The 19,909-nt window shown below is 47.6% G+C and carries 14 protein-coding genes and 2 pseudogenes; 11 read left to right on the forward strand and 5 right to left on the reverse strand.

The window, feature by feature from the left end:
- Nucleotides 1-119: 119 nt before the first annotated feature.
- From LN737_RS14325 to LN737_RS14340, 4 genes are all read left to right on the forward strand, one after another.
- Entirely contained in the window at nt 120-1,178 is a 1,059-nt protein-coding gene (locus LN737_RS14325) for a FecR family protein (RefSeq protein WP_405519905.1), read from the forward strand.
- A gap of 218 nt (nt 1,179-1,396) precedes the next feature.
- Nucleotides 1,397-4,714 (forward strand): TonB-dependent receptor, encoded by a 3,318-nt coding sequence (locus LN737_RS14330; protein WP_405519907.1) that lies wholly within the window; start codon nt 1,397-1,399, stop codon nt 4,712-4,714.
- Between the two features lie 127 nt (nt 4,715-4,841).
- The gene (locus LN737_RS14335) at nt 4,842-6,521 is read left to right on the forward strand and encodes a RagB/SusD family nutrient uptake outer membrane protein (protein ID WP_405519909.1); all 1,680 of its coding nucleotides are present in this window, start codon (nt 4,842-4,844) and stop codon (nt 6,519-6,521) included.
- 255 nt (nt 6,522-6,776) lie between these two features.
- Nucleotides 6,777-7,277, forward strand: coding sequence for a hypothetical protein (locus tag LN737_RS14340; protein ID WP_405519911.1), 501 nt, complete (start codon nt 6,777-6,779; stop codon nt 7,275-7,277).
- 57 nt (nt 7,278-7,334) lie between these two features.
- On the opposite strand, the gene LN737_RS14345 is transcribed toward LN737_RS14340, so the two are convergent.
- Entirely contained in the window at nt 7,335-7,982 is a 648-nt protein-coding gene (locus LN737_RS14345) for a TetR/AcrR family transcriptional regulator (RefSeq protein WP_405519913.1), read from the reverse strand.
- Nucleotides 7,983-8,492: 510 nt separating this feature from the next.
- Here LN737_RS14345 and LN737_RS14350 point away from each other — a divergent pair.
- The gene (locus tag LN737_RS14350; RefSeq protein WP_405519915.1) at nt 8,493-8,774 is read left to right on the forward strand and encodes a helix-turn-helix transcriptional regulator; all 282 of its coding nucleotides are present in this window, start codon (nt 8,493-8,495) and stop codon (nt 8,772-8,774) included.
- Nucleotides 8,775-9,568: 794 nt separating this feature from the next.
- Here LN737_RS14350 and LN737_RS14355 read toward each other — a convergent pair.
- The gene (locus LN737_RS14355) at nt 9,569-10,600 is read right to left on the reverse strand and encodes a sensor histidine kinase (protein WP_405519917.1); all 1,032 of its coding nucleotides are present in this window, start codon (nt 10,598-10,600) and stop codon (nt 9,569-9,571) included.
- Between the two features lie 189 nt (nt 10,601-10,789).
- Between LN737_RS14355 and LN737_RS14360 the strand changes: the two genes are divergently transcribed.
- A complete protein-coding gene (locus tag LN737_RS14360; protein ID WP_405519919.1) occupies nt 10,790-11,368 on the forward strand; it encodes a cupin domain-containing protein in 579 nt (192 codons plus the stop codon).
- A 168-nt stretch (nt 11,369-11,536) separates the two neighbouring features.
- Entirely contained in the window at nt 11,537-12,073 is a 537-nt protein-coding gene (locus tag LN737_RS14365; protein ID WP_405519921.1) for a pyridoxamine 5'-phosphate oxidase family protein, read from the forward strand.
- 346 nt (nt 12,074-12,419) lie between these two features.
- Here LN737_RS14365 and LN737_RS14370 read toward each other — a convergent pair.
- The 3 genes and pseudogenes from LN737_RS14370 to LN737_RS14380 form a co-directional block, all read right to left on the reverse strand.
- Nucleotides 12,420-13,645, reverse strand: a pseudogene (locus LN737_RS14370) (PQQ-dependent sugar dehydrogenase).
- Nucleotides 13,646-13,743: 98 nt separating this feature from the next.
- Nucleotides 13,744-14,472, reverse strand: a complete 729-nt coding sequence (locus LN737_RS14375) for a LytTR family DNA-binding domain-containing protein (RefSeq protein WP_405519923.1) — start codon at nt 14,470-14,472, stop codon at nt 13,744-13,746.
- The gene (locus tag LN737_RS14380) at nt 14,472-15,518 is read right to left on the reverse strand and encodes a sensor histidine kinase (RefSeq protein ID WP_405519925.1); all 1,047 of its coding nucleotides are present in this window, start codon (nt 15,516-15,518) and stop codon (nt 14,472-14,474) included. Before LN737_RS14380 ends, LN737_RS14375 begins: the two co-directional genes overlap by 1 nt.
- Before the next feature lie 278 nt (nt 15,519-15,796).
- On the opposite strand from LN737_RS14380, the gene LN737_RS14385 reads away from it, so the two are divergent.
- The 4 genes and pseudogenes from LN737_RS14385 (at nt 15,797) to LN737_RS14400 (ending at nt 19,895) form a co-directional block, all read left to right on the forward strand.
- Complete coding sequence (locus LN737_RS14385; RefSeq protein ID WP_405519927.1) at nt 15,797-16,639, forward strand: hypothetical protein; 843 nt, start codon at nt 15,797-15,799, stop codon at nt 16,637-16,639.
- Between the two features lie 85 nt (nt 16,640-16,724).
- A complete protein-coding gene (locus tag LN737_RS14390) occupies nt 16,725-17,093 on the forward strand; it encodes a hypothetical protein (RefSeq protein WP_405519928.1) in 369 nt (122 codons plus the stop codon).
- Between the two features lie 40 nt (nt 17,094-17,133).
- Nucleotides 17,134-17,337: pseudogene (locus LN737_RS14395) on the forward strand (hypothetical protein); the annotation flags it as partial.
- Nucleotides 17,334-19,895, forward strand: a complete 2,562-nt coding sequence (locus tag LN737_RS14400) for a TonB-dependent siderophore receptor (protein WP_405519930.1) — start codon at nt 17,334-17,336, stop codon at nt 19,893-19,895. The pseudogene LN737_RS14395 and the gene LN737_RS14400, both read left to right, overlap by 4 nt.
- Nucleotides 19,896-19,909: the final 14 nt, after the last annotated feature.

Genomic DNA, 19,909 nt, shown 5'->3' on the forward strand with positions numbered 1-19,909 from the left:
TTTTGACTAATTAGTTGCCCGATCAGCCAATTAAATTTCAATTTTCCTATAATTTATAAAACCATTTGCGGTCGGAAGCGGGCAAATCTGTCTTGCTTATAACGATCAACTTCACCACCATGAGTCGAAAGGAATTTAGTTTTCTGCTACAACAGTACCTGGAGGGTAAATGCAGTGAGGATGAAAAAGCCTTTGTTGAACATTGGTATGGACTTATCCAGACTAAACATGCAGAATCGGTTCAGGAAACGGACATGAAAGCGCTGGAACCACTGATATGGCAACAGATTCGGGATCGGACGCTGGCTAAGATGCCGGAGGCTAACGTAGTACCGATGCCCGTTTCGCCCGAACGTCAACGGTTCGCTTACGGCTGGCTGAGCGGTATTGCCGCAGCGGTCGTGCTGGTGCTGCTCATGGGTTGGTGGTTCTATTCGGAAAGCATCAATAAAACACGGCCAGTGGCGGCTGAGCTGCGCGAGCAGAAAGGCTGGCGCACACAGACCAATTCGACAAAACAGCCGATGCTTATTGAGCTGACGGATGGCAGTATTGTGCGGCTGGCTCCCCATAGTTCCGTTCAGTACCCGCAACAATTTGCCGCAACTAAACGGGAAGTGCGACTTGTGGGAGAAGCCTTTTTCAACGTACAGAAAATGCCATCAAAGCCTTTTCTGGTGTATACCGGCCAGGTTGTTACGCGGGTATTAGGCACCAGTTTTTTCGTAAAAGCGCAGGCGGATGCCAAACAGATTTCGGTGGAAGTGGTAACGGGTCGGGTAGCCGTTTATAAACGGACAAACGATACCCATAAAGCCGCCAGTCAGGTGGTACTGACGCCCAATCAGAAAACAATATACTCGATTGATAACCAGCAATTCACGACGGGACTCGTTGAGCAGCCACAGCAGATAGCGTCGGCTAAATCCGACGAAAACGCACTTTCTTTTCAGTTTGAAGATACCCCCCTTCGTCAGGTACTTGATCGGCTGGAGAAAGTTTACGGCATTCAGATTATCGTTGAAAATCCGGATCAGAACAATTGCCCGCTAACGGCCGACCTGACCAGTTTTCCTTTATTTGCCCAACTGGATATGATCTGTGCGGCTACGAAATCTACCTACACGGTAGAGGGAACCTCCATCCACATACGTGGAAAAGGGTGTCAGAATCTGTAAACCGGATCCAAAAAGCGTATAACCCTTAACCTCTGTTGCCTATGTAAATCCGATACTTCCCCGCTGAAAAAAAGAACTGGTCCTGCTGCGAACATGACCAGTTCCTAATCATCCCTCTGCTTCTTGTAGTCAGCGATTCATCGGACGGCATGGCACTGCCCCGATGAAAGAGGGGACCGTTTTGTCAAATCGTTCATTTAACAAAAACCCTTAAAGGTATGAAAAAAATTGATGCAGCTCTATCAAGCTGGTCACGTAGCCGACGCGCAATTATTTTTCTGCGGCTTATGAAACTGTCTGTTCTTCAACTCTTTTTATTAACTACGTTCGTTGGTCTCTCGTATGGATTCGACGGGCAGGCTCAGGAACTCCTCAACCGGTCGGTATCGCTGCATACCGATGGGGTACGCCTTCGGGCGGTTTTGGGTCAGATCGAAAAGCAAACGACAACCAAATTTGTCTATAGCTCCCGTAATATCGGTGCTGACCGACCGGTAACGATTCATGTCAGCAATGTTCGACTGGAAGATGCGCTCGCGGTACTGCTCAAGCCGCTGAACCTAACGTACCGGATCATAAACGGGCAGATTATTCTGGATAGCATCGTGTCGGAGGATGAAGCCAGCCTGCAGCCAACAATTATGGTTACGGAATCTACAGAACAGGTAATTACGGGGACGGTGACCGACGAGAAAGGCGAAAAACTGCCGGGTGTCAGCATCGTTATCAAAGGCACCACGCGGGGAACCACCAGCGACGCCAAAGGGCAGTTTCGACTCAGCATTCCCAATGGCGACGTTACGTTGACGTTATCGTTTGTTGGGTACCGGAGCCAGGAGGTTGTTGTGGGCAGCCAGACGGCCCTGACCTTGGCGATGCAACCAGACTTGAATTCGCTGGATGAAGTGGTGGTGGTCGGGTACGGACAGGTACAGAAACGGGACCTAACGGGCTCCGTGGTATCGATCAAAGAAGCGCAGATTACCTCTACTCCGGTCGTAAATGCACTGGAAACCTTACAGGGCAAAGTAGCCGGTATGGACCTTACTCGAAGCAGTGGCGAAACCGGCGCTCCACTCAATTTCACCATTCGCGGCAATCGATCGCTCAACGCGTCCAACCAGCCGCTTATCCTGGTCGATGGGATTCAGTACGGTTCGTATATCGATATCAATCCCAATGATATTGCCTCCATCGAGGTGTTGAAAGATGCTTCCTCCACAGCTATTTACGGGTCGAGGGGTGCCAATGGCGTTGTGCTGATTACCACCAAAAGCGGAAAGGTTGGCAAAACGAAAGTTGAGTTCAATAACTACTACGGCATCAATGATCCGGTGGCTTATCAGCACGTTACCAATACCCCACAATACGTTGCTATGACCCGTGAAGCCTACCGGGCGGCCGGTCAGTGGAGTAGCCCGGCCGATGATGAGAAGATTTTCAATGTGCAGATGGAAAATATTCGGAAAGGAATCGATACCGACTGGGTGAGTCTAATGTTACGTAGTGGGAGCGTGCAGAGTAACCACATTGCTATTTCGGGCGGTAACGAAAAAACGAAGTTTCGCCTGTCTTCGGAATATTTCAACGAGCGGGGCCTGCTGAAATATGACCAGCTACGCCGGTTTGTTCAGCACCTCAACCTGGACCATCAGGTGCTGAGCAATCTGAAAGTGGGGATGGTGCTGAATTTCAACTCATCGACCCAGCAACGGCGGAATACCAGCTTCTGGAATCTTCAGAAAAACTCGCCACTGGGTATTCCGTACAATGAAGATGGCTCAATCAAAACCTATCCGTTTCCGGGTGCACTGGTGTACAACCCGCTCCTCGATGAAAGCCCGGATAACTACTCCAACCTGACTACCAGCACCCGGATTTTTATGCTCGGTTTTGGCGAATGGTCGATTCTGAAAAACCTGTCGTTACGTTCCAGTTTCGGTATCGATATTGCCAACAGCCAGCAGGGCATTTTTGAAGGCAAAAATACCACCCTGGCGGGCGTGAACAGCGGGTACTCGCGGTCTGCACTGAACGATATCAAGAACCGGAACTGGACATGGGAAAACGTACTGAATTACACCAAAACGATCAATGACCACTCCCTCAATGCGATGGTTGGCACGAGTATGATCAGCTACCGGACCATCAATTTTTCGGGAGAAGGGAAAGATCAGCCGTTTTCGTCGTCGCTGTTTTATAACCTGAACACTAATACCAAAGACATTATCACCAACAGCAGCCTGGTCGAAAGTTCGCTGGCATCGGTGTTTGGCCGTTTGAACTACAAGTTTAAAGACAAGTATCTGTTGACGGCTTCGTTACGTGCCGATGGCGCGTCGGTGCTGGCTGAAGGGCATAAATGGGCTTACTTCCCATCGGTGGCGGTAGCGTGGCGTATGCTCAATGAGTCGTTTATGACAAATACCGGAAACCTGCTCTCCGAAATGAAACTGAGAGCCAGTTACGGTATTTCGGGAAACAGTGCCATTGCGGCCTATCAAACGCAGGGCGGACTTAGTAAAATCGCCTACTCCTTCGATGAAACACCAGCATTCGGGTACTGGCCCAAACTCCTGGCAAACAAAGATTTAGGCTGGGAGAAAACGGCAACGGTCAACGTAGGGCTTGACTTCGGGTTTTTCAAAAACCGGCTCACCGGCTCCATTGATGTGTACCGAACCAATACCAGCGATTTGCTGATGGATCGGATTCTGCCTTCGCTAACGGGTTACAGCACCACCGTAGCGAACGTCGGAAAAACCAAAACCAGAGGAGTTGATCTGCTGATTTCTACTCGCAATTACACCTCGCCCAAGTTCTCCTGGTCGACGGACCTGAACCTGGCAACGTACAAGGAAGAGATTGTGGCCCTGAGCGTTGGGGGCGATGATGTATCAAAAGCCTGGTTTGTCGGGAAGCCACTTCGGGTTTTTTATGATTATGAAAAAGTCGGTATCTGGCAAACGGACGAAAAAGACGTAGCTTCTAAATACAGCAAAGTACCCGGAGAGATTAAAGTTCAGGATCAGAACAACGACGGTAAGATTACGGCCAGCGATGACCGCGTTGTGCTGGGGCAGGCCTCACCGAAATGGTCGGGTGGTATCACTAACAACTTTACGTACGGCAATTTCAACCTGTCGGTGCTTATTTACGCTCGGGTAGGTCAGATGATTTCCAGCCAGTATCTGGGGTACTTTTATCCAGGAGGTACGGCGGCCGTAGCCGATTACTGGACCCCCGAAAACCCAACCAATGCCTACCCACGTCCGTGGCTTAGCCATACTGATCAGTACCTGTCGACCCTTGGCTACATTGATGGCTCGTTCTGGAAAATAAAGGATATCCGGTTGAGTTATAATCTGCCGAAAACCATGCTGAAAAAGACACCGCTGAGTAACGTAACGATCTATTCGACGGCTAAAAACTTTTTCACATTCAGTAAGCTGAAAAATTACGATCCGGAGCGGGGTGGTTCTGTCGATTTTCCACTAACCAAACAGCTCATTGTTGGCCTGAACATCAGTTTCTAAAAACCCGGTCTGTCTGATTTTGATGTTGACTTGCTGATTTGTCATTTACAATTAATTGATGATTAGTAGTTTACAGTGATCAGACGCACCGGAAATCCAATTGACACTGTCTTTCCTTAATCGTATTATGAAGAAGATCCTCAATTATATAGTTCTCTCCACGGTATGCATCGGGCTGCTGGGCCTGTATTCCTGCTCCGATTTTCTAGAAGAAACCAATAAAAACACAGTAACCGCGAATGTCTTTTATAAAACCACAGAAGGCATTGAAAGTCTGGTTAATTCATGTTATGCACCTACCCGTATCTGGTACGGCAAAACGGTTGGTTATCTGTTGACAGAAGCGGGGACCGACGAAATGCTTTTCGGCAATACGGCCAACGGGACGTATCCCTATTATGATTATAATTCGAACCTGCAGGGAACTGAAGGCGGGTTAATTTTCGTCTGGAAAAGCTTTTACCGGGGTATCAATGCGTGTAATACTGCCATCGCACGGATTAAAGAGTCTCCGCTGCCCGCCAACCTGAAAGCGGTCCGGGAAGGGGAAGTTCGGTTTCTGAGAGCCTTCTATTATTACCATCTGGTAGAAACCTTCGGCCCGATTCCGCTACGTACCCAGGAGACGACCGAACCGGAAATAACAGCCCTTCGAGCACCCGTCGATGACATTTACACGCTTATTTTCAGTGACCTGGAAACGGCACTGACGAGCATCAAAGGGGTTGTGGCCCCGCAGGGTGGTCGCGTAACGGAACCGGCCGTGGCTGCGTTGCTGGCCCGCCTGTACCTGACCCGTGGAAAAAATACCGAAGCGCTGGCAATGGCCGACCGGGTTATCAAAAACTATGATTTCAAACTGACAGAAAATTATAAATCGCTCTGGGATATCGCCAATAGCAGTGGCAGCACCAGTAAAGAAGTCATCTGGTTTATTAACTATTCAGAAAATAACACCCTCAACGATTACGGCCGCTACGACGACCTGGGGTATTACTGGCTCTGGGAGGGAGGCCATCATGGTCACCTGATGTTTATCCCATATTTCAATGGATTGAAAGGCTGGCAGTATGATCTCGAATCGGGCCGGTCACTGCTGCAGTACATGCCTTCAAAATATTTGCTAGACATGTATGATGAAACGAAAGATGCCCGGTGGGCGGGTTCATTCCGGACAGTGTGGTGGGCAAACGACCCGACAACGATGCCCGCCGGTATGAAACTAGGCGATACCATTGCCGTGGTTTCCAAACGCGCGGTTACCGAAACGTATCGCAAATCGAAACCTTATGCGATTTATGATGTCAACGATGTGTATCAGGCGAATGGCGTACCAACCATTCCCCGGTGGCGATACGCCGGACTCTGGAAATTTGCTGATCCGAGTCGTTCTGCCAAAGACGTAGTAAATAGCAAACGGGATGCCTTTGTTTTTCGCCTGGCCGAAATGTATCTGATTGCGGCAGAGGCCAGTATGAAACTTGGCAATACCGGTGGCGCAGCTGATTATTTCAATGTCGTTAGAAAACGAGCGGCCATCCCCGGAAAAAGTGACCAAATGCTGGTGACTGCCGCCGACATGACGCTGGATTTCATGCTGGACGAACGGGCGCGTGAATTTGTGGGTGAACAACTTCGCTGGTTTGATCTGAAACGAACCGGAAAGCTGATCGAGCGGCTAACGAAGTTCAATCCGGATGCGGCTGCCAATGTAAAGCCCTTTCACCTGATGCGGCCAATTCCCCGCGTGGAGATCGATGTGCTGCAAAACAAAACCGAGTTCGTTCAGAATCCCGGATATAACTAACAGAAATTTAGGTATCAATACCCTTTACTGGCCGCTGGATATCAGTAAGGAACAGGATTCTACAATTGGTTCGCTTATATCATAGGTTGGTAGTACAAAAAGCCCATTGGATTTCCATATGGGCTTTTTTATAGTTTCTGGCGCCCAGTTCAAGCCAGAGCGCAACTACTTTGGCAACAGAGAAGTTAACCTAGCGACGAAAAATGAGTTAACCTTATCAGGGTACTGCTTCGAAAACCATTCCGCCCGACACCTATGAGAAACTACATACTGCTTGCTTGCCTGTTGCTGCCCCTGATTGGGTATTCACAATGCAAGGCGCTGCGAAAGAAAAAAGAAAAGTCTACCGGCAAATTCACCATTACGACCGATCCCAGAGAACCGGTCAGCATGTCGAAAGTGATTCAGGAGGGCGCCACTACGTATTACATCCGGCTTTTGGCACCGGCCAGCGCAACCGGCGATAAAAAAGGGGTGTTTGTGAATGTGGCAGATAAAACGCTGTTAAAATGGCCCGACGAAGCCGTATCCGTAACCGCTGAGCGTCAGCGGGCCTGGCGAAATAATCCACTTACGGCCAGCTCAACCCTGAGCCTGACAGCTGACCAGCTACACACCTTCGCAACAAATCGAATCAGTGATTATGAGCTAAGTGAGTTTGAATGGACGCTGAAAGGTGATTCGGGTGAGCTGTTTCGCAAGCAGGTCGAATGCCTGGTGAATACGATGCCCAGGCAGAAAAAAAGACGTGATTAGTATTGATCCATCCAAACGTAACGGAATCGCTTAGCGACCCGGAACAAATACATAGCGCTACACGTGCGCTAAAAAAGCGGACTCCTTTTGGGGTTGGGTAAGCTTAAGCAGCGGGTTATCCAGACTGGCACAAATTAGTTTAATAGCCTCTTCAATCCGTTTCCAGCCCTGATCGCTGCGCAAATCCATCCCAATAACGGATCGATCAACCTGAGCTTGTAAGGTTAAATACGAGAGGCCACCCAGGAGAATAGCACTTATGGCCGAATTATCATTTTGCGAAATCGGATTCAGTTGATCCACAAATCGGGTTAACTCCGAATCAAGTGTTTCGCTGATTTGATCGGTCATAGATTCACGCGATTTGACCGTTGCTTTAAGAAGTTGCCGGGCTGGTCGGGACCGTCGAAATCGCCGAAACAGATTCAACACCTGATTTGACCAGCGCTGTTGTCCCTGAACAAGCTGAAAGTAAGCCAGTTGGTCGGGCGAATGATGGGTTATCAGTGGTGTCTGCTGTATATAGCAGTCGGCTAATCCTTCGAGGCTACCGAAGTAGCGGTAGATAAGCACTTTACTCACTTCAGCCTTTTCGGCGACGGTACTAATGCTTACTCCTTCAAGTCCACTTTCCCACAAAACTTGTTCAAAAGCATTCAGAATACGCTGGGTGGTGTCAGCTCGGTTGCGTTTAATTTTTTCCATTCTTAGATTATTTCGGTAGAGGAGGAAGCCTGGAGTCTATCTCCTGAATGTATCAGCTAGATAGTAGAGACTTAATACTATTTACCAAAGGTACATATTATGGTTAGCTGATTCGTCAATTAGTTAATGAAAATTAGGTAACGGTACAATTTTATAATCCATAAGTAATTTAATAACGAATTGCGTAGCAACTTGTTATTAACTAATTACTATTTCTACGGAAAATGTAGACTGATATTTGAGTGGTGTGCAGCTGCGGCTCGATCTGAAAGCCGTAACTGTATGGGCTGAGTGCGATCACCACGTAAATAAGGCTAATCATAGCGGCCTGTTCGTGGCCATTTTTTACCAGAAAAACCGAAATTTTAACTGTTTATCGAAAAATATAACATTTTACAATTTGTTACTGTTATATTTGTTTAGTTAACAATAAATGATTTTATAGTATATTATTTTTATTAGTGAATTAATAAATAATCCATCTGCAACTTGAACTAACTGTACTAACTGATGACTGATGTAAAAATTGATCAAGTCGCGGAGGCTCTTGAAGCCCTTGCCCATCCATCACGGTTACAGATTCTGGTAACCCTGACAGAAAGGTATTCGTTACCCCTTACGTCTTTACAGCAACAGCTTCAGATCAGCTTTCCGGTTCTATCCAGCCACTTAACACATTTACAGGAGCAACACCTTCTGGTCAGTCAACAGCAGGGCAACGAACTGCATTATTCGCTGGCGGATGCATCCTTGCGACAGGTAATAAACATTATACGGACCAAGTATATGTAATCCGCTGCGTGTATTTATTGTTTATAAAGGGTGAGTGTGTAACGTCCGGTCCATCATGAGACCGGGCGTTTTTTTGGTACACATCCATGGGGCAACACCCGGCAGATCGTTATCCTTATGGAACGTAGTTGATCCATTTAACCGCCAATTGCTACCAAAAAACGGGCAAATACGCCAGTTTGTCGAAATGAAAACAACACAGCTGTATGTTACTATACATTTGGTAAGTAAACTAATTATTAATAGCTAGTCTACTCCGTCCCGAACGTATTAACCGGGTAATTTCAGGCAGGGCTACCAACGAAACAGCCAACCCTAAGCAGAGCTGGCTGTCTATGTAAAACACCTGTTAACTATGGCAATGCAGAAACGCGTTTAAAATAACACTATATAATGTACAAGGAAAGGAAAGTTCGGTTCGTATTGAAACCGAGCTTTTTTGTTAAACTGTTTCTAAAGTTAAATCGATGAAAATTAAAAATCAACTATTTGTTGAATATTTTTAATTAATAGTAACAAAAAATTATACCAGAGCGCTAAATGATGCTCCAGGTACTCACAAGAATTTGGTTCCGGGCAACGTAGCTTTTGTGTCCTCACGATAAAATAGCAGCTTATCCTCCGGGATAATTAGTTTGATGGCAGAAAGTCTGGTTCAGCTTGAAACCGGACTTTTTTTATTACCACTGTATAGCTGTAGTGACTGCTGCAACCAGGATTGACATTCCAGAAAGTTAGGGAAAGGAACGTAGAGCCCAAGCGTTCTCAGGTTGGTTTCGCATATGAAGTACGTATCAGACCAATGGAAGCGTAACGCGAAATTCATGGCCATCATCTTCAATAGTGGGAGCGGGCTGTCCCAGCATCTCATATTTGCTTAGGATATTGTGCAACCCCACACCATTGCTCAGGACCCGATGCGGCTTTCGCTGGAGATTGTTGCTAACGATTAGGTGTTGCTCATCAGTAGTGCTAAGCGCAATAATCAAAGGCTGTTCGGGTAAGAGGATGTTGTGTTTCACTGCATTTTCGATCAGCAGTTGCAGGGTTAACGGAGGCAGCTGACGTGCTTCCATACCCGGCAGAATATTTGTTTCTAATAGCAGCGAGGCACCATGACGGGTCTTCAGCAGATGATAATACGAATCGATAAAAGCCAGTTCGCTTGACAGGGGCACCAGCGACGATTCGTTGCTCCGCAGTAAATAACGATAGACCGAGCTAAGCTCTTCGGCATAGGCACCTGCCTGTTTAGGATTTTCGTCGATGAGAGAGATGAGGGAATTCAGGCTGTTGAACAGGAAATGGGGGTTTACTTGCTGACGTAGTGCGTCCAGCTGAGTCTGTAACTGAGCCTTGCTGAGAATTTCCACTTCCTGGCGGGATTGTTGCCAATAACCAAAATTGTAAATGTTCTCGTAGGAGACCGTAACGATGGCATCAACAATGATTACTAATAACACTCCGAGTGCCAGCCGAAGCGGATCAGCTACGAAGCCGGGCAGATCGATCCATTGGTAGATAAAAAAGGCGAGGCTAAAGTGAAGACAGGAGATTACAGCGGTGGAGATAAACTGCCTGACCGTTCTGGTTATATACTCATCCGGCTTGAGATGTCTGCCACCACGCATCCGGGAAGCAATGAAACCGTTGGTAGCAAAGTTGCTAATGGCAATGGCCATCACGATGCCCGTTGCCCAACCGAACGTAGTCCAGTTCTGCCAGTAAGCCGGACCAATCAGTAGCCAGTTGAAACAGCTGATGAAAAGCGGCATAATAATGACTTGCAGGAGTATAAAATACCGGGGGTTGTCGGGCCATTTCATGATGATGCAACGGGTTCAGTACTCAAATCTACTGATTGCTGCCAAATAGTGAGTGACCATATGCCTGATCCTGGTGTGTAAATAATCGGTAAGGCTGCTTGACTGACAACTTTTTCCGTTTCATCGATGTAGGTGCTGGGTATTGGTGCTGAAGGAGCAACCTTTGATCGAACTAATAAGCCCAAAACCATGGAAAACACAACGAATTTTACTCTTCCCCATACTATTGAGAACTGCATCGGAGAAAAACTGATCTTTCAGAAAGTGATACACGAGCCAGAAGGTGACCGGCTTCTCGTAGAAAATTTTGTGGCACCCGGCAGCGGTCCCCCGATGCATGTGCATTGGCTGCAGGATGAATGCCTGACGGTCGTTAAAGGCAGAATCGGTTATCAGGTCGAGGGACAAAAAGAGTGCTTTGCAGGCGAGGGAGAAACCGTTCTGTTCAAGCGGGGCGTGTACCATCGTTTCTGGAACGCTGGTACCCAAACGCTTCAGTGCACAGGCTGGATTAATCCGGTGAACTCAATCGTGTTCTATTTATCGGCGATCTACGCTGCTCAGAATAAATCGGGTACGGCCCGGCCTGAGAGCTTCGACGCAGCCTATCTACTGACGCGGTACGCAAGCGAATATGATATGCAGGGCATGCCCGGCTTTGTCAGGAAAGTTGTTATTCCGATGACCTATCAACTCGGGCGATTGCTGGGTAAATACAAACACTTTACCGGCGCTCCTGAGCCACTACGTAACGGAATCAGCGCATAACTCAAAAGCGGGCAGCCTGCGTGATTTGGCGACCAGAAGAGCCAGCGCCAATCCGTAAACGAAAAAGCCATAGAATAAGGAAATGAGCCAATCGTGCCTCTGAAAAAGACGATTGGCTTTGTTTTTTGTAGTATTCCCAGACGAAGATTTAATCAACTGGAAAACGTTATGGATAGTATTAATCAACAGCAGCCCGAAGAAAATCATCAGGATTTGGTGGGTTCGCAAGCCGGGGAAAAGATAAAAGAACTGGTCGAGAAAAATAAAACGTGTTATTTCTGTACCCAAATCACAACGGGTGAGCCGTTAAAAACAAGACCGATGTCGGTCCAAAAAGTAGATGAAGCGGGCCATTTCTGGTTTTTAAGTGCTGACGACAGCCATAAAAATGCAGAGATTGGAGTCGACAACAAAGTTCAGCTTTTGTTTCAGGGTTCGCCCCATTCCGACTTTTTGAGCGTCTACGGAGTAGCCACCATCTCCAAAGACAAGCGACTGATTAAGGAACTTTGGGAACCGCTGTTGAAAACGTGGTTTACCGAAGGTGTCGATGATCCCCGTATCACGGTGATCGAAGTTGACGCACAGGATGGCTACTATTGGGATAATAAACACGGTAATGCCGTGGCGTTTGTAAAAATGGCTGCCGGAGCCGTTCTGGGCAAAACCCTGGATGATTCGATTGAAGGTAATCTGACTGTATAAACTTTGCTATTTGGCGAGGGCTGTTTATCCGGCCGAAAGCTGCCCGGAAACTTTTTGGTTCGATCATAAACTGAACGTAGCGCCCTGCATGGGGCGCTACGTTCATATAGTGAAATACGTTCGTTTTCTTTCGGTTGTTTGAAAAAAAGCAAACCAATAAAATCAGCTTGCTTTCTGAATTACCAATTTTTAAACAGTTAAAATTGGTAAACAGAACCCGGTAAATCTGAACAAATCGACAGATAAGCCAATCTGATCGCCCAATTGGCTTATTTAATCGATTAAGCTCAATGTATTCGCTGTTTTTCTTGATAAATCAACGGCCAGACGAGCCCGTTGGCAGAAGTTATTTTTTATCAACCCGGTATAACCTGCCCTGGTCGGTAATGGCATACAGAGCGCCGTCTTTCCCCTGCGTTACGTCCCGGAACCGCTGATATTGATCCGCCAGTAACCGCTCTTCACCTACTATTTTACCATCCTTGATAACGAGCCGTACGATGTGCATACCACTCAACGCGCCAATAAAGAGATTGTTCTTCCACTCCGGAATACGATCACTGCTGTAGAAAGTCGAACCGCTGGGCGATACAACGGGGTCCCAGTAATAAGCGGGTTGCTCCAGGCCATCCTTTTGCTGAATGGCATCGCCTACTTTCTTGCCACTGTATTCAATACCATAGGTGATAGTCGGCCAGCCGTAATTCTTTCCGGGTTTGATGTGATTGACTTCATCACCCCTCTTGGGCCGAATTCATTCTCCCACAGATCACCCGTTACCGGATCGATCGCCAGTCCCTGTACGTTCCGATGCCCATAGGAATAGATCTCGGGTCTTACACCGGCCTGCCCAATGAATGGATTGCCGGGCGCGGGTTTCCCCTCTTTCGTAATCCGAATAACTTTTCCCAGGCCTGAATTGAGCGACTGAGCCTGTGGGCGGGTTACCAGATCCGAACGCTCGCCGGTGCTGATGATCAGATTCGCATCTTTATCGATAAGAATCCGGCCACCGTAATGCAGATTTCCATTATAAGCTGGCGTAGCCCGGTAAATGACCGTAGCGCCCTCGATCTTTTTCTCATCGGCAGCGAGTTTACCCTTGGCAACTGCCGTTACGTTACCCTCGGAACTGGGTTCTGAAAACACCCAGTAAACCATGCGGTTTGTGGCAAAATCGGGATCAACCCGAATACCCAGCAAGCCACCCTGACCCGATGGATTAACCTTGGGAATCCCCGTTATGGCCTCACTTACTTTACCGGCGGGCGTAACGATTCGCATCGTGCCTTCTTTCTCGGTGATGAGCAGTCGGCCATCGGGCAGGCTCGTAATACCCCACGGAAATTTGAGGGATTCCGTCAGTACTTTACCTTCATAATTCGTGGCTGATTTTACACCGGCTATTCGGGTTTGGCCAGCAAAAGCCGGTTTATAATCTGAATTGGGCTCTTTGGTTTCCACAGGGCTCGTTTGCGTAGAAGCCATTGTGGTGTTGTTGGATGCCGTTTGTCCGAACGATGCCACTGCCAGCGAAGTGCCTGCTATGGCTATCAGAATTCTGTTTCTCATCTTGATTGTGTATTTACTTTTTTAACGTGAATTCGGGATTAATAGTAACGTATTGGATAAACTTACTGATTTTGGTCGCAAAGCCGACCTGCCGTATCTCAGTTTCGCTGGAGCACTTCCTCCAGTTTGGCTTTATAAATTCGACCAATGGGAATTTCCTCATTATTGATTCGAATATACGTAGCACTAACGGCCTGGATGTGATCCAGCGATACAATAAATGATTTATGAATCCGGACAAAGCGGTCAGGGGGTAATTTTTCCTCCAAATAACTTATCCGCAGGTAAGAAACCAATGGCCCCGACAGCGTATGAATCCTGACGTAATCCTTTAGTCCTTCTATCCATAAAATATCTTCCAGAAAGAGTTTGACCATCTCTTTGTTGACCTTGAAATACTGATAATCTTTCCCGGTTTTTGCTGGCTCCGTCAATTCCGCCAGTGCAGAAGTGGATGAAGAAAACCGATAGATTTTACCGACTGACTGGAGAAAGCGCTCAAACGAAATAGGCTTTACCAAAAAGTCCAGTACGTCAAACTCGTAGCTGTCCAGCGCATACTCCCGGAAAGCCGTCGTGAAAATTACCTTTGGTCGATACCCCAAAGGACGTAGTAAATCGAATCCCGACAAACGGGGCATCTGAATGTCCAGAAAAATAACGTCAACCGGAGTACCGGCCGCTGGTGCCTGTTGTAAAAAGTGCAGTGCCTGTGTCGGGCTATTGGATACACCCACCAGATCCAGATCGGGTAACCGATGGATATAGTCTGTCAGCAGATCGGTTGCCAGGGGTTCATCATCCAGCACAAAACAACGAATAGCCATTAGTTTACATTGAATTTTAGGACGGCCAGAAACTGACCATCTTCCCTGAGCGTAACTAATTCATAGTTATCGGGAAAGAGAATATCCAGTCGTTTTTTTAAGTTGCTTAACCCTAAACCGGTTGTCGTCGGGCTGGATAACCCATCGGGTAACGAGTTTTCGGCCGAAAAAATCAGGCGGTTACCGGTATGTGACAAATGTAGCTGAATCCAGCAGGCTTCTTCTGTTTGGGCAGCTCCATGCTTGAAAGCATTCTCCACAAAGGGAAGCAGCAGCATTGGCGGCACCATCAGATGGGCCATACTGGTCAGCTCATTAAAGTTCGTCATTACGTCCAGACGGTCCGGGTAACGAATCTGCTCCAGCGAAATATAGTCTGTCAAATAGGCTATTTCTTTGGTGATCGGTACTGTAGAGCGGTGGCTTTCGTGCAGTTGGTAGCTGAGCAATCCGGCCAGCCGTTGCAGCAGATGCGGTACCTGAGCGGGTTGATGCATGGATACCGAGACCAGGTTATTAAGCGTATTGAACAAAAAATGAGGCTGAACCTGCGATTGAAGCAGCCGGTATTCGGCCGAGAGCTTTTCCCGGCGGTACGTCTCGCTAAGCCGCTGCTGCTGAAGCGCATGGCGAACCACGTTCACCGCCACAAAGAGGGCCACCACTAAATGCAACTGCATGGATTCGGCCAGAATTTTAGGCCAGTACAAATAGGGTTTGAGCAAGCCACTCGGGTAGTAAACCGGATAAAGCCAGATATAATTAATGGCTCGCCGAAGCAGACCAAAAACCAGTACTCCTCCAAGTAGACTGACCCAGAAGCCCGCCATACGACCCGATAATAGAAAGTGACGGACGGTAACCAGCAGATGCCAGTAACCCGCTATAATCAACAGAGGAATATTCAGCGAAATACCATAGAAACTTTGGGTGAAGTTATCCATGTAGGCTCCCGTATTGAGCCATTCGAATAGAAAATAACCCAGCCAGAAAAGCCCTTGTGGCCAGGTTTCCCGGTAAGGTTTAAGTGCACTGAAACGAGCCATTGTCAATGATTTGTTTCAACATGAAAGGTCAAAATTACAGCTAACTTCTGATCGACTGGCGAATCATTTGACCAACAACGTACCTGAACTCCTCAACAGGGGAAACGCTCGACAAACAACCGATTTTTTCGACCAACAGCGCTGGGGAAGCATAAGGGGTTATGTGAAGGACCTATCGTGTCGTTAGTCTAAAATCTTATATACGTATCGAAGCAGTCAATTGCTTTGCTACTGGTAATACAACCTTAAACGTGTGTTTGTTAAACAATTCATTTGGTATGCAGCACGATCAATCCATCTCACTCAACAGGCCTGTTACGTCTTTTCCGGCAAGCCAAACAGCCAGGCCCCAGTTAAATCCGGTCTGTAAGCAAACGTATTTCGTATGGCTAAGCGTATGTATGCTGCTCATGCATGCGCAAACGAGCCGGGCTCAGTTTGAGCAACTTACTTACCCGAACAAGGCAGAAGCTGATTCGTCCAAAGGCTATTGGCGGCTTAAAACTCTGGCGGCCAGCCGTAGTACGTTGGTTCAGTTTTTTGGTCCCGCCGGGCAACTTCTCTACGAAGAAAACCTGCCTGAAAAATGGGTCAAACTTAGCCGGAAAAATCAAAAGCAGTTCGACCAGTTATTAGAACAGCTACTGGCTAATCAGCTCCTTTCCTCACGTATTAAAACCGAACTGTTGCCGCCAACGCCAGTGCTGCCAACTCGGGCCCGCACAACCATCAGGACCAGCGATTCACCAAATGCTACGTCAGCAACGTATCGGGTGCATGCCTATGTCAATCCGTCTGGCAAACTGTACCTTATTGTCGATAATCCCGACCAGTTGCGTTATAAAATTCTGGTGGCCGATCAGCAGAACAGACCGTTGTATGAAGAGTTTACCAATCACGAACAGTATCGGCGAAAGCTGGATTTATCGGCACTTCCCAATAATGCCTGGCAGGTAACCGTTCAGATTGATAAGAAGCCCTACATCTACAAAGTAAGAAAACAGGAAGCCCGGTTTGCCTACAGCATTCTGCCTGAGTCAATCATATCTGAAAAGGAGACTACTGATCCAAAGCAAGACGATAACAAGCCTGTGCTTAATCCCGTTACAATCGATTTATAAGGTCGGAAGTTTTCGTTAACCACCCGTATCCGGAGCACGACCAACGGTTAACTTATTTACTCAACAACGAATCAACCAAGCCGTTATGAATGATGATCAACAGCAAGTTAATCAACTGGCGAATCTCTTTAAGGCGATAGGGCATCCCCTTCGTATTCAGATCGTTCGGATTATCGCCAAAGAAAGTCTGGTCAGTATTCCTACCCTTCAAAACGCATTACCCGGCATCGATCAGTTTTTTATCTACAGCAATTTACGGTTCATGCACAAGAAGCATCTGTTGAAAAAGCTGCGAAAAGGGCGGGAAATCTATTATGGCCTGTCTGAAAAAGCCATTTCGGCTGGATTTAGTACGTTCTTTCACGAGCAGTACAGCCAGAATTCCGCACGAACCGACACCAAAATTGCTGTTCTTGAGCGCGCTCCAGCGAGAGAAACGCCTGTTTTTGCGTAACCAATAGCAGCGTTTATGAACGGCTAAAAACAAGCTTAACGCCGATCGCATTCTACAGGAATCGAAAATTCTTCTCAGGCATAGCGTCTGGGGCGTATCGGAAATTGCCTACGCATTAGGTGTTACAGAAGTGACCCATTTCAATAACTTTTTCAAGAAGCATGTTCAAGCGGAATTCTTATTGAAGGGGCACAGAGGCTATTTTAACAAGCGCTATATTTGTTGGAATATAACGCTTCTATGAAATACTTCTTCCTCGTCTTGCTCTTTATCAACGTAACCTACAGGGCGGTTTGTCAGTCCGATACGACCAGCATGCAGGAAGATTCATTGCGGAAAATTCAGCTCGATGAGGTGGTTATATCCGCTTCCCGAGTCGCTGAGAGTATTCTGAAATCGCCGGTAAGTATTGACGTACTGGATGCCCGTCGTATTCGCCTATCTGCCCAACCCTCGTATTTTGACGCGATCGAAAACATTAAAGGTGTTCAGTTACTCACGTCCAGCCTGGGGTTTAAAGTTTACAATACCCGCGGTTTTGCCGCTACCACCAATGTGCGCTTTGTGCAGCTTGTCGATGGTCGTGATAATCAGGCTCCTCACATTGGCGCGCCTATTGCCAGCGCATTGGCTCCCTCTGACCTTGACATTCAACAGGTTGAAGTTGTGCCGGGAGTGGCGTCGGCTTTATATGGCATGAATGCACTCAACGGCCTGGTCAACATGTTAACGCGAAACCCGTTCGATTCGCAAGGGTTAAGTATCGGGCAAAAAACGGGCGTTAACCACGTTAATGATGCCGCTGTATCAGCCAAAGCTTACTCCGAAACCAGTCTTCGATACGCCCGTCGGATTGGCAATCGATTCGCCTTTAAAATAAACCTGGTGTATCAGCGTGGCTACGATTGGGTGGCAGGCAATCGCGATGATCTCAACCCCAATGGTAATGCTTCGCTTGGGTTATTCGGAGCTGACAATCCGGCCTACGACCCGGTCAACGGCTATGGGAATGAAGCGGCTAACCGGCGCACTCTGACACTGGGTGGCAAACGCTACAGTATTGGGCGAACGGGATACTACGAAGCCGAGGCTACGGATTACCGACTGCAAAATCTGCGGGGCGATATCTCGCTGCATTATCGGTTTTCACCGACGGTCGAACTGGCTTATACGTATCAGGGAGCTACTTTAGACAACGTGTATCAGCGCACGAACCGCTTTCGGCTCGACAATTACCGACTTGATCAGCACAGCCTGACCTTTACCACACCCTCCGTACAAATTCGGGCGTATCGGAGCAGCGAAAACACGGGCGACTCTTATAATATCCGGTCAATTGCCGAAAATATCGACAAGTCGTTTAAAAGCGATAATCAATGGTTTTCTGATTTTACAAACCGGTTTAATGCCGATACGCAGGCTGGTCAGGCCGTGCCGGATGCGCTACGGGATGCCCGTTCAGTTGCCGACCAGGGGCGCCCGGTTCCCGGTTCACCAACCTTCAACGAGCTGGTTTCCAAATTACGTGACATCAACAACTGGGATATCGGAGCCGCTCTACGGGTGCAATCCTGGATGTATCATGTAGAAGGTCAGGTCGAACCGACGCGGGTGCTCTGGCAACAGTTTCGCAAGCAGACCGGTATCAGTATTCAGGCTGGTTTTGATTTTCGACGGTACGTCGTTTTTCCGGATGGAAATTATTTTATCAACCCTACCGAGCCCGGTAACAATCTGGTTTATGGTAAAACGGGTGGTTTTGTTCAGCTAAGTCGCTTGTTTTTCAACGATCGGCTCAAAGTGGCTGGATCGCTTCGGCTCGATAAAAACAGCTACTTCGATGCTCGCCTGAACCCTCGGCTGTCGGTCGTTTATTCGCCTGCAGAAGCACATACTATTCGCCTGTCGTACCAGAACGGCTACCGGTTTCCGTCATTATTCGAGGGCTTTACCAACATCAATTCGGGAGGTGTCAAACGGGTTGGGGGCTTACCCATTATGTCGAAAGGCATTTACGAAAACGCCTATCTGGTCACCTCGATCAATGCTTTTCAGGCAGCCATCACCACCGATGTCAATACGAACAAACTCACGACAGATCAGGCTATTCAGAAAAATAAAGGCCTGCTGAAAAAGAGTCCATATACCTATCTCAAACCGGAACAGGTGAACAGCTATGAGCTAGGTTACAAGGGATTACTGTTTAAAAACAAGCTTTATATAGATGCCGATGTTTACTACACCGCCTACCAGAATTTCATTGCGCAGGTGAATGCCAATATTGCTAAAGGCACGAATCCGGATTCGCTGGTGTATTACTTTTCGGCCTCAACTACCCAGGATCGGTATCGGCTCTGGACCAATTCGCAAACACGGGTTTATAATTACGGAGCCAGCTTAGGGCTTCGCTATAGCCTGACCCAAAACTGGTCGGTGGGGGGCAACGCTTCCTTTGCCAGGCTCGATCGGGCCGATAACGGCGATGGACTGGAAAGTGCATTCAATACACCGCGCTGGATTACGAACCTGAACATCTCAAATGGCAATCTGTGGCAGGGGCTTGGTTTCTCGGTTAATTACAAACATCAGGATGCATTTTTGTGGCAGTCGGAACTGGCCACGGGTACCGTATCAGCCATCAACACACTGGATGCCCAACTGAGTTACCATATCTCGAAAGCAAACGTATTGATAAAACTGGGTGGTACGAACCTACAGAACCGTCCTTACTATACGTTTATTGGCGGCCCCGCCGTCGGCGGATTTTATTATACAAACCTGATCTGGGAATTTGCCAGGTAAGACTACATTGCTTT

Origin of the sequence: Spirosoma sp. KNUC1025 (genome assembly GCF_045160025.1) — a bacterium.
Lineage (GTDB): Bacteria > Bacteroidota > Bacteroidia > Cytophagales > Spirosomataceae > Spirosoma.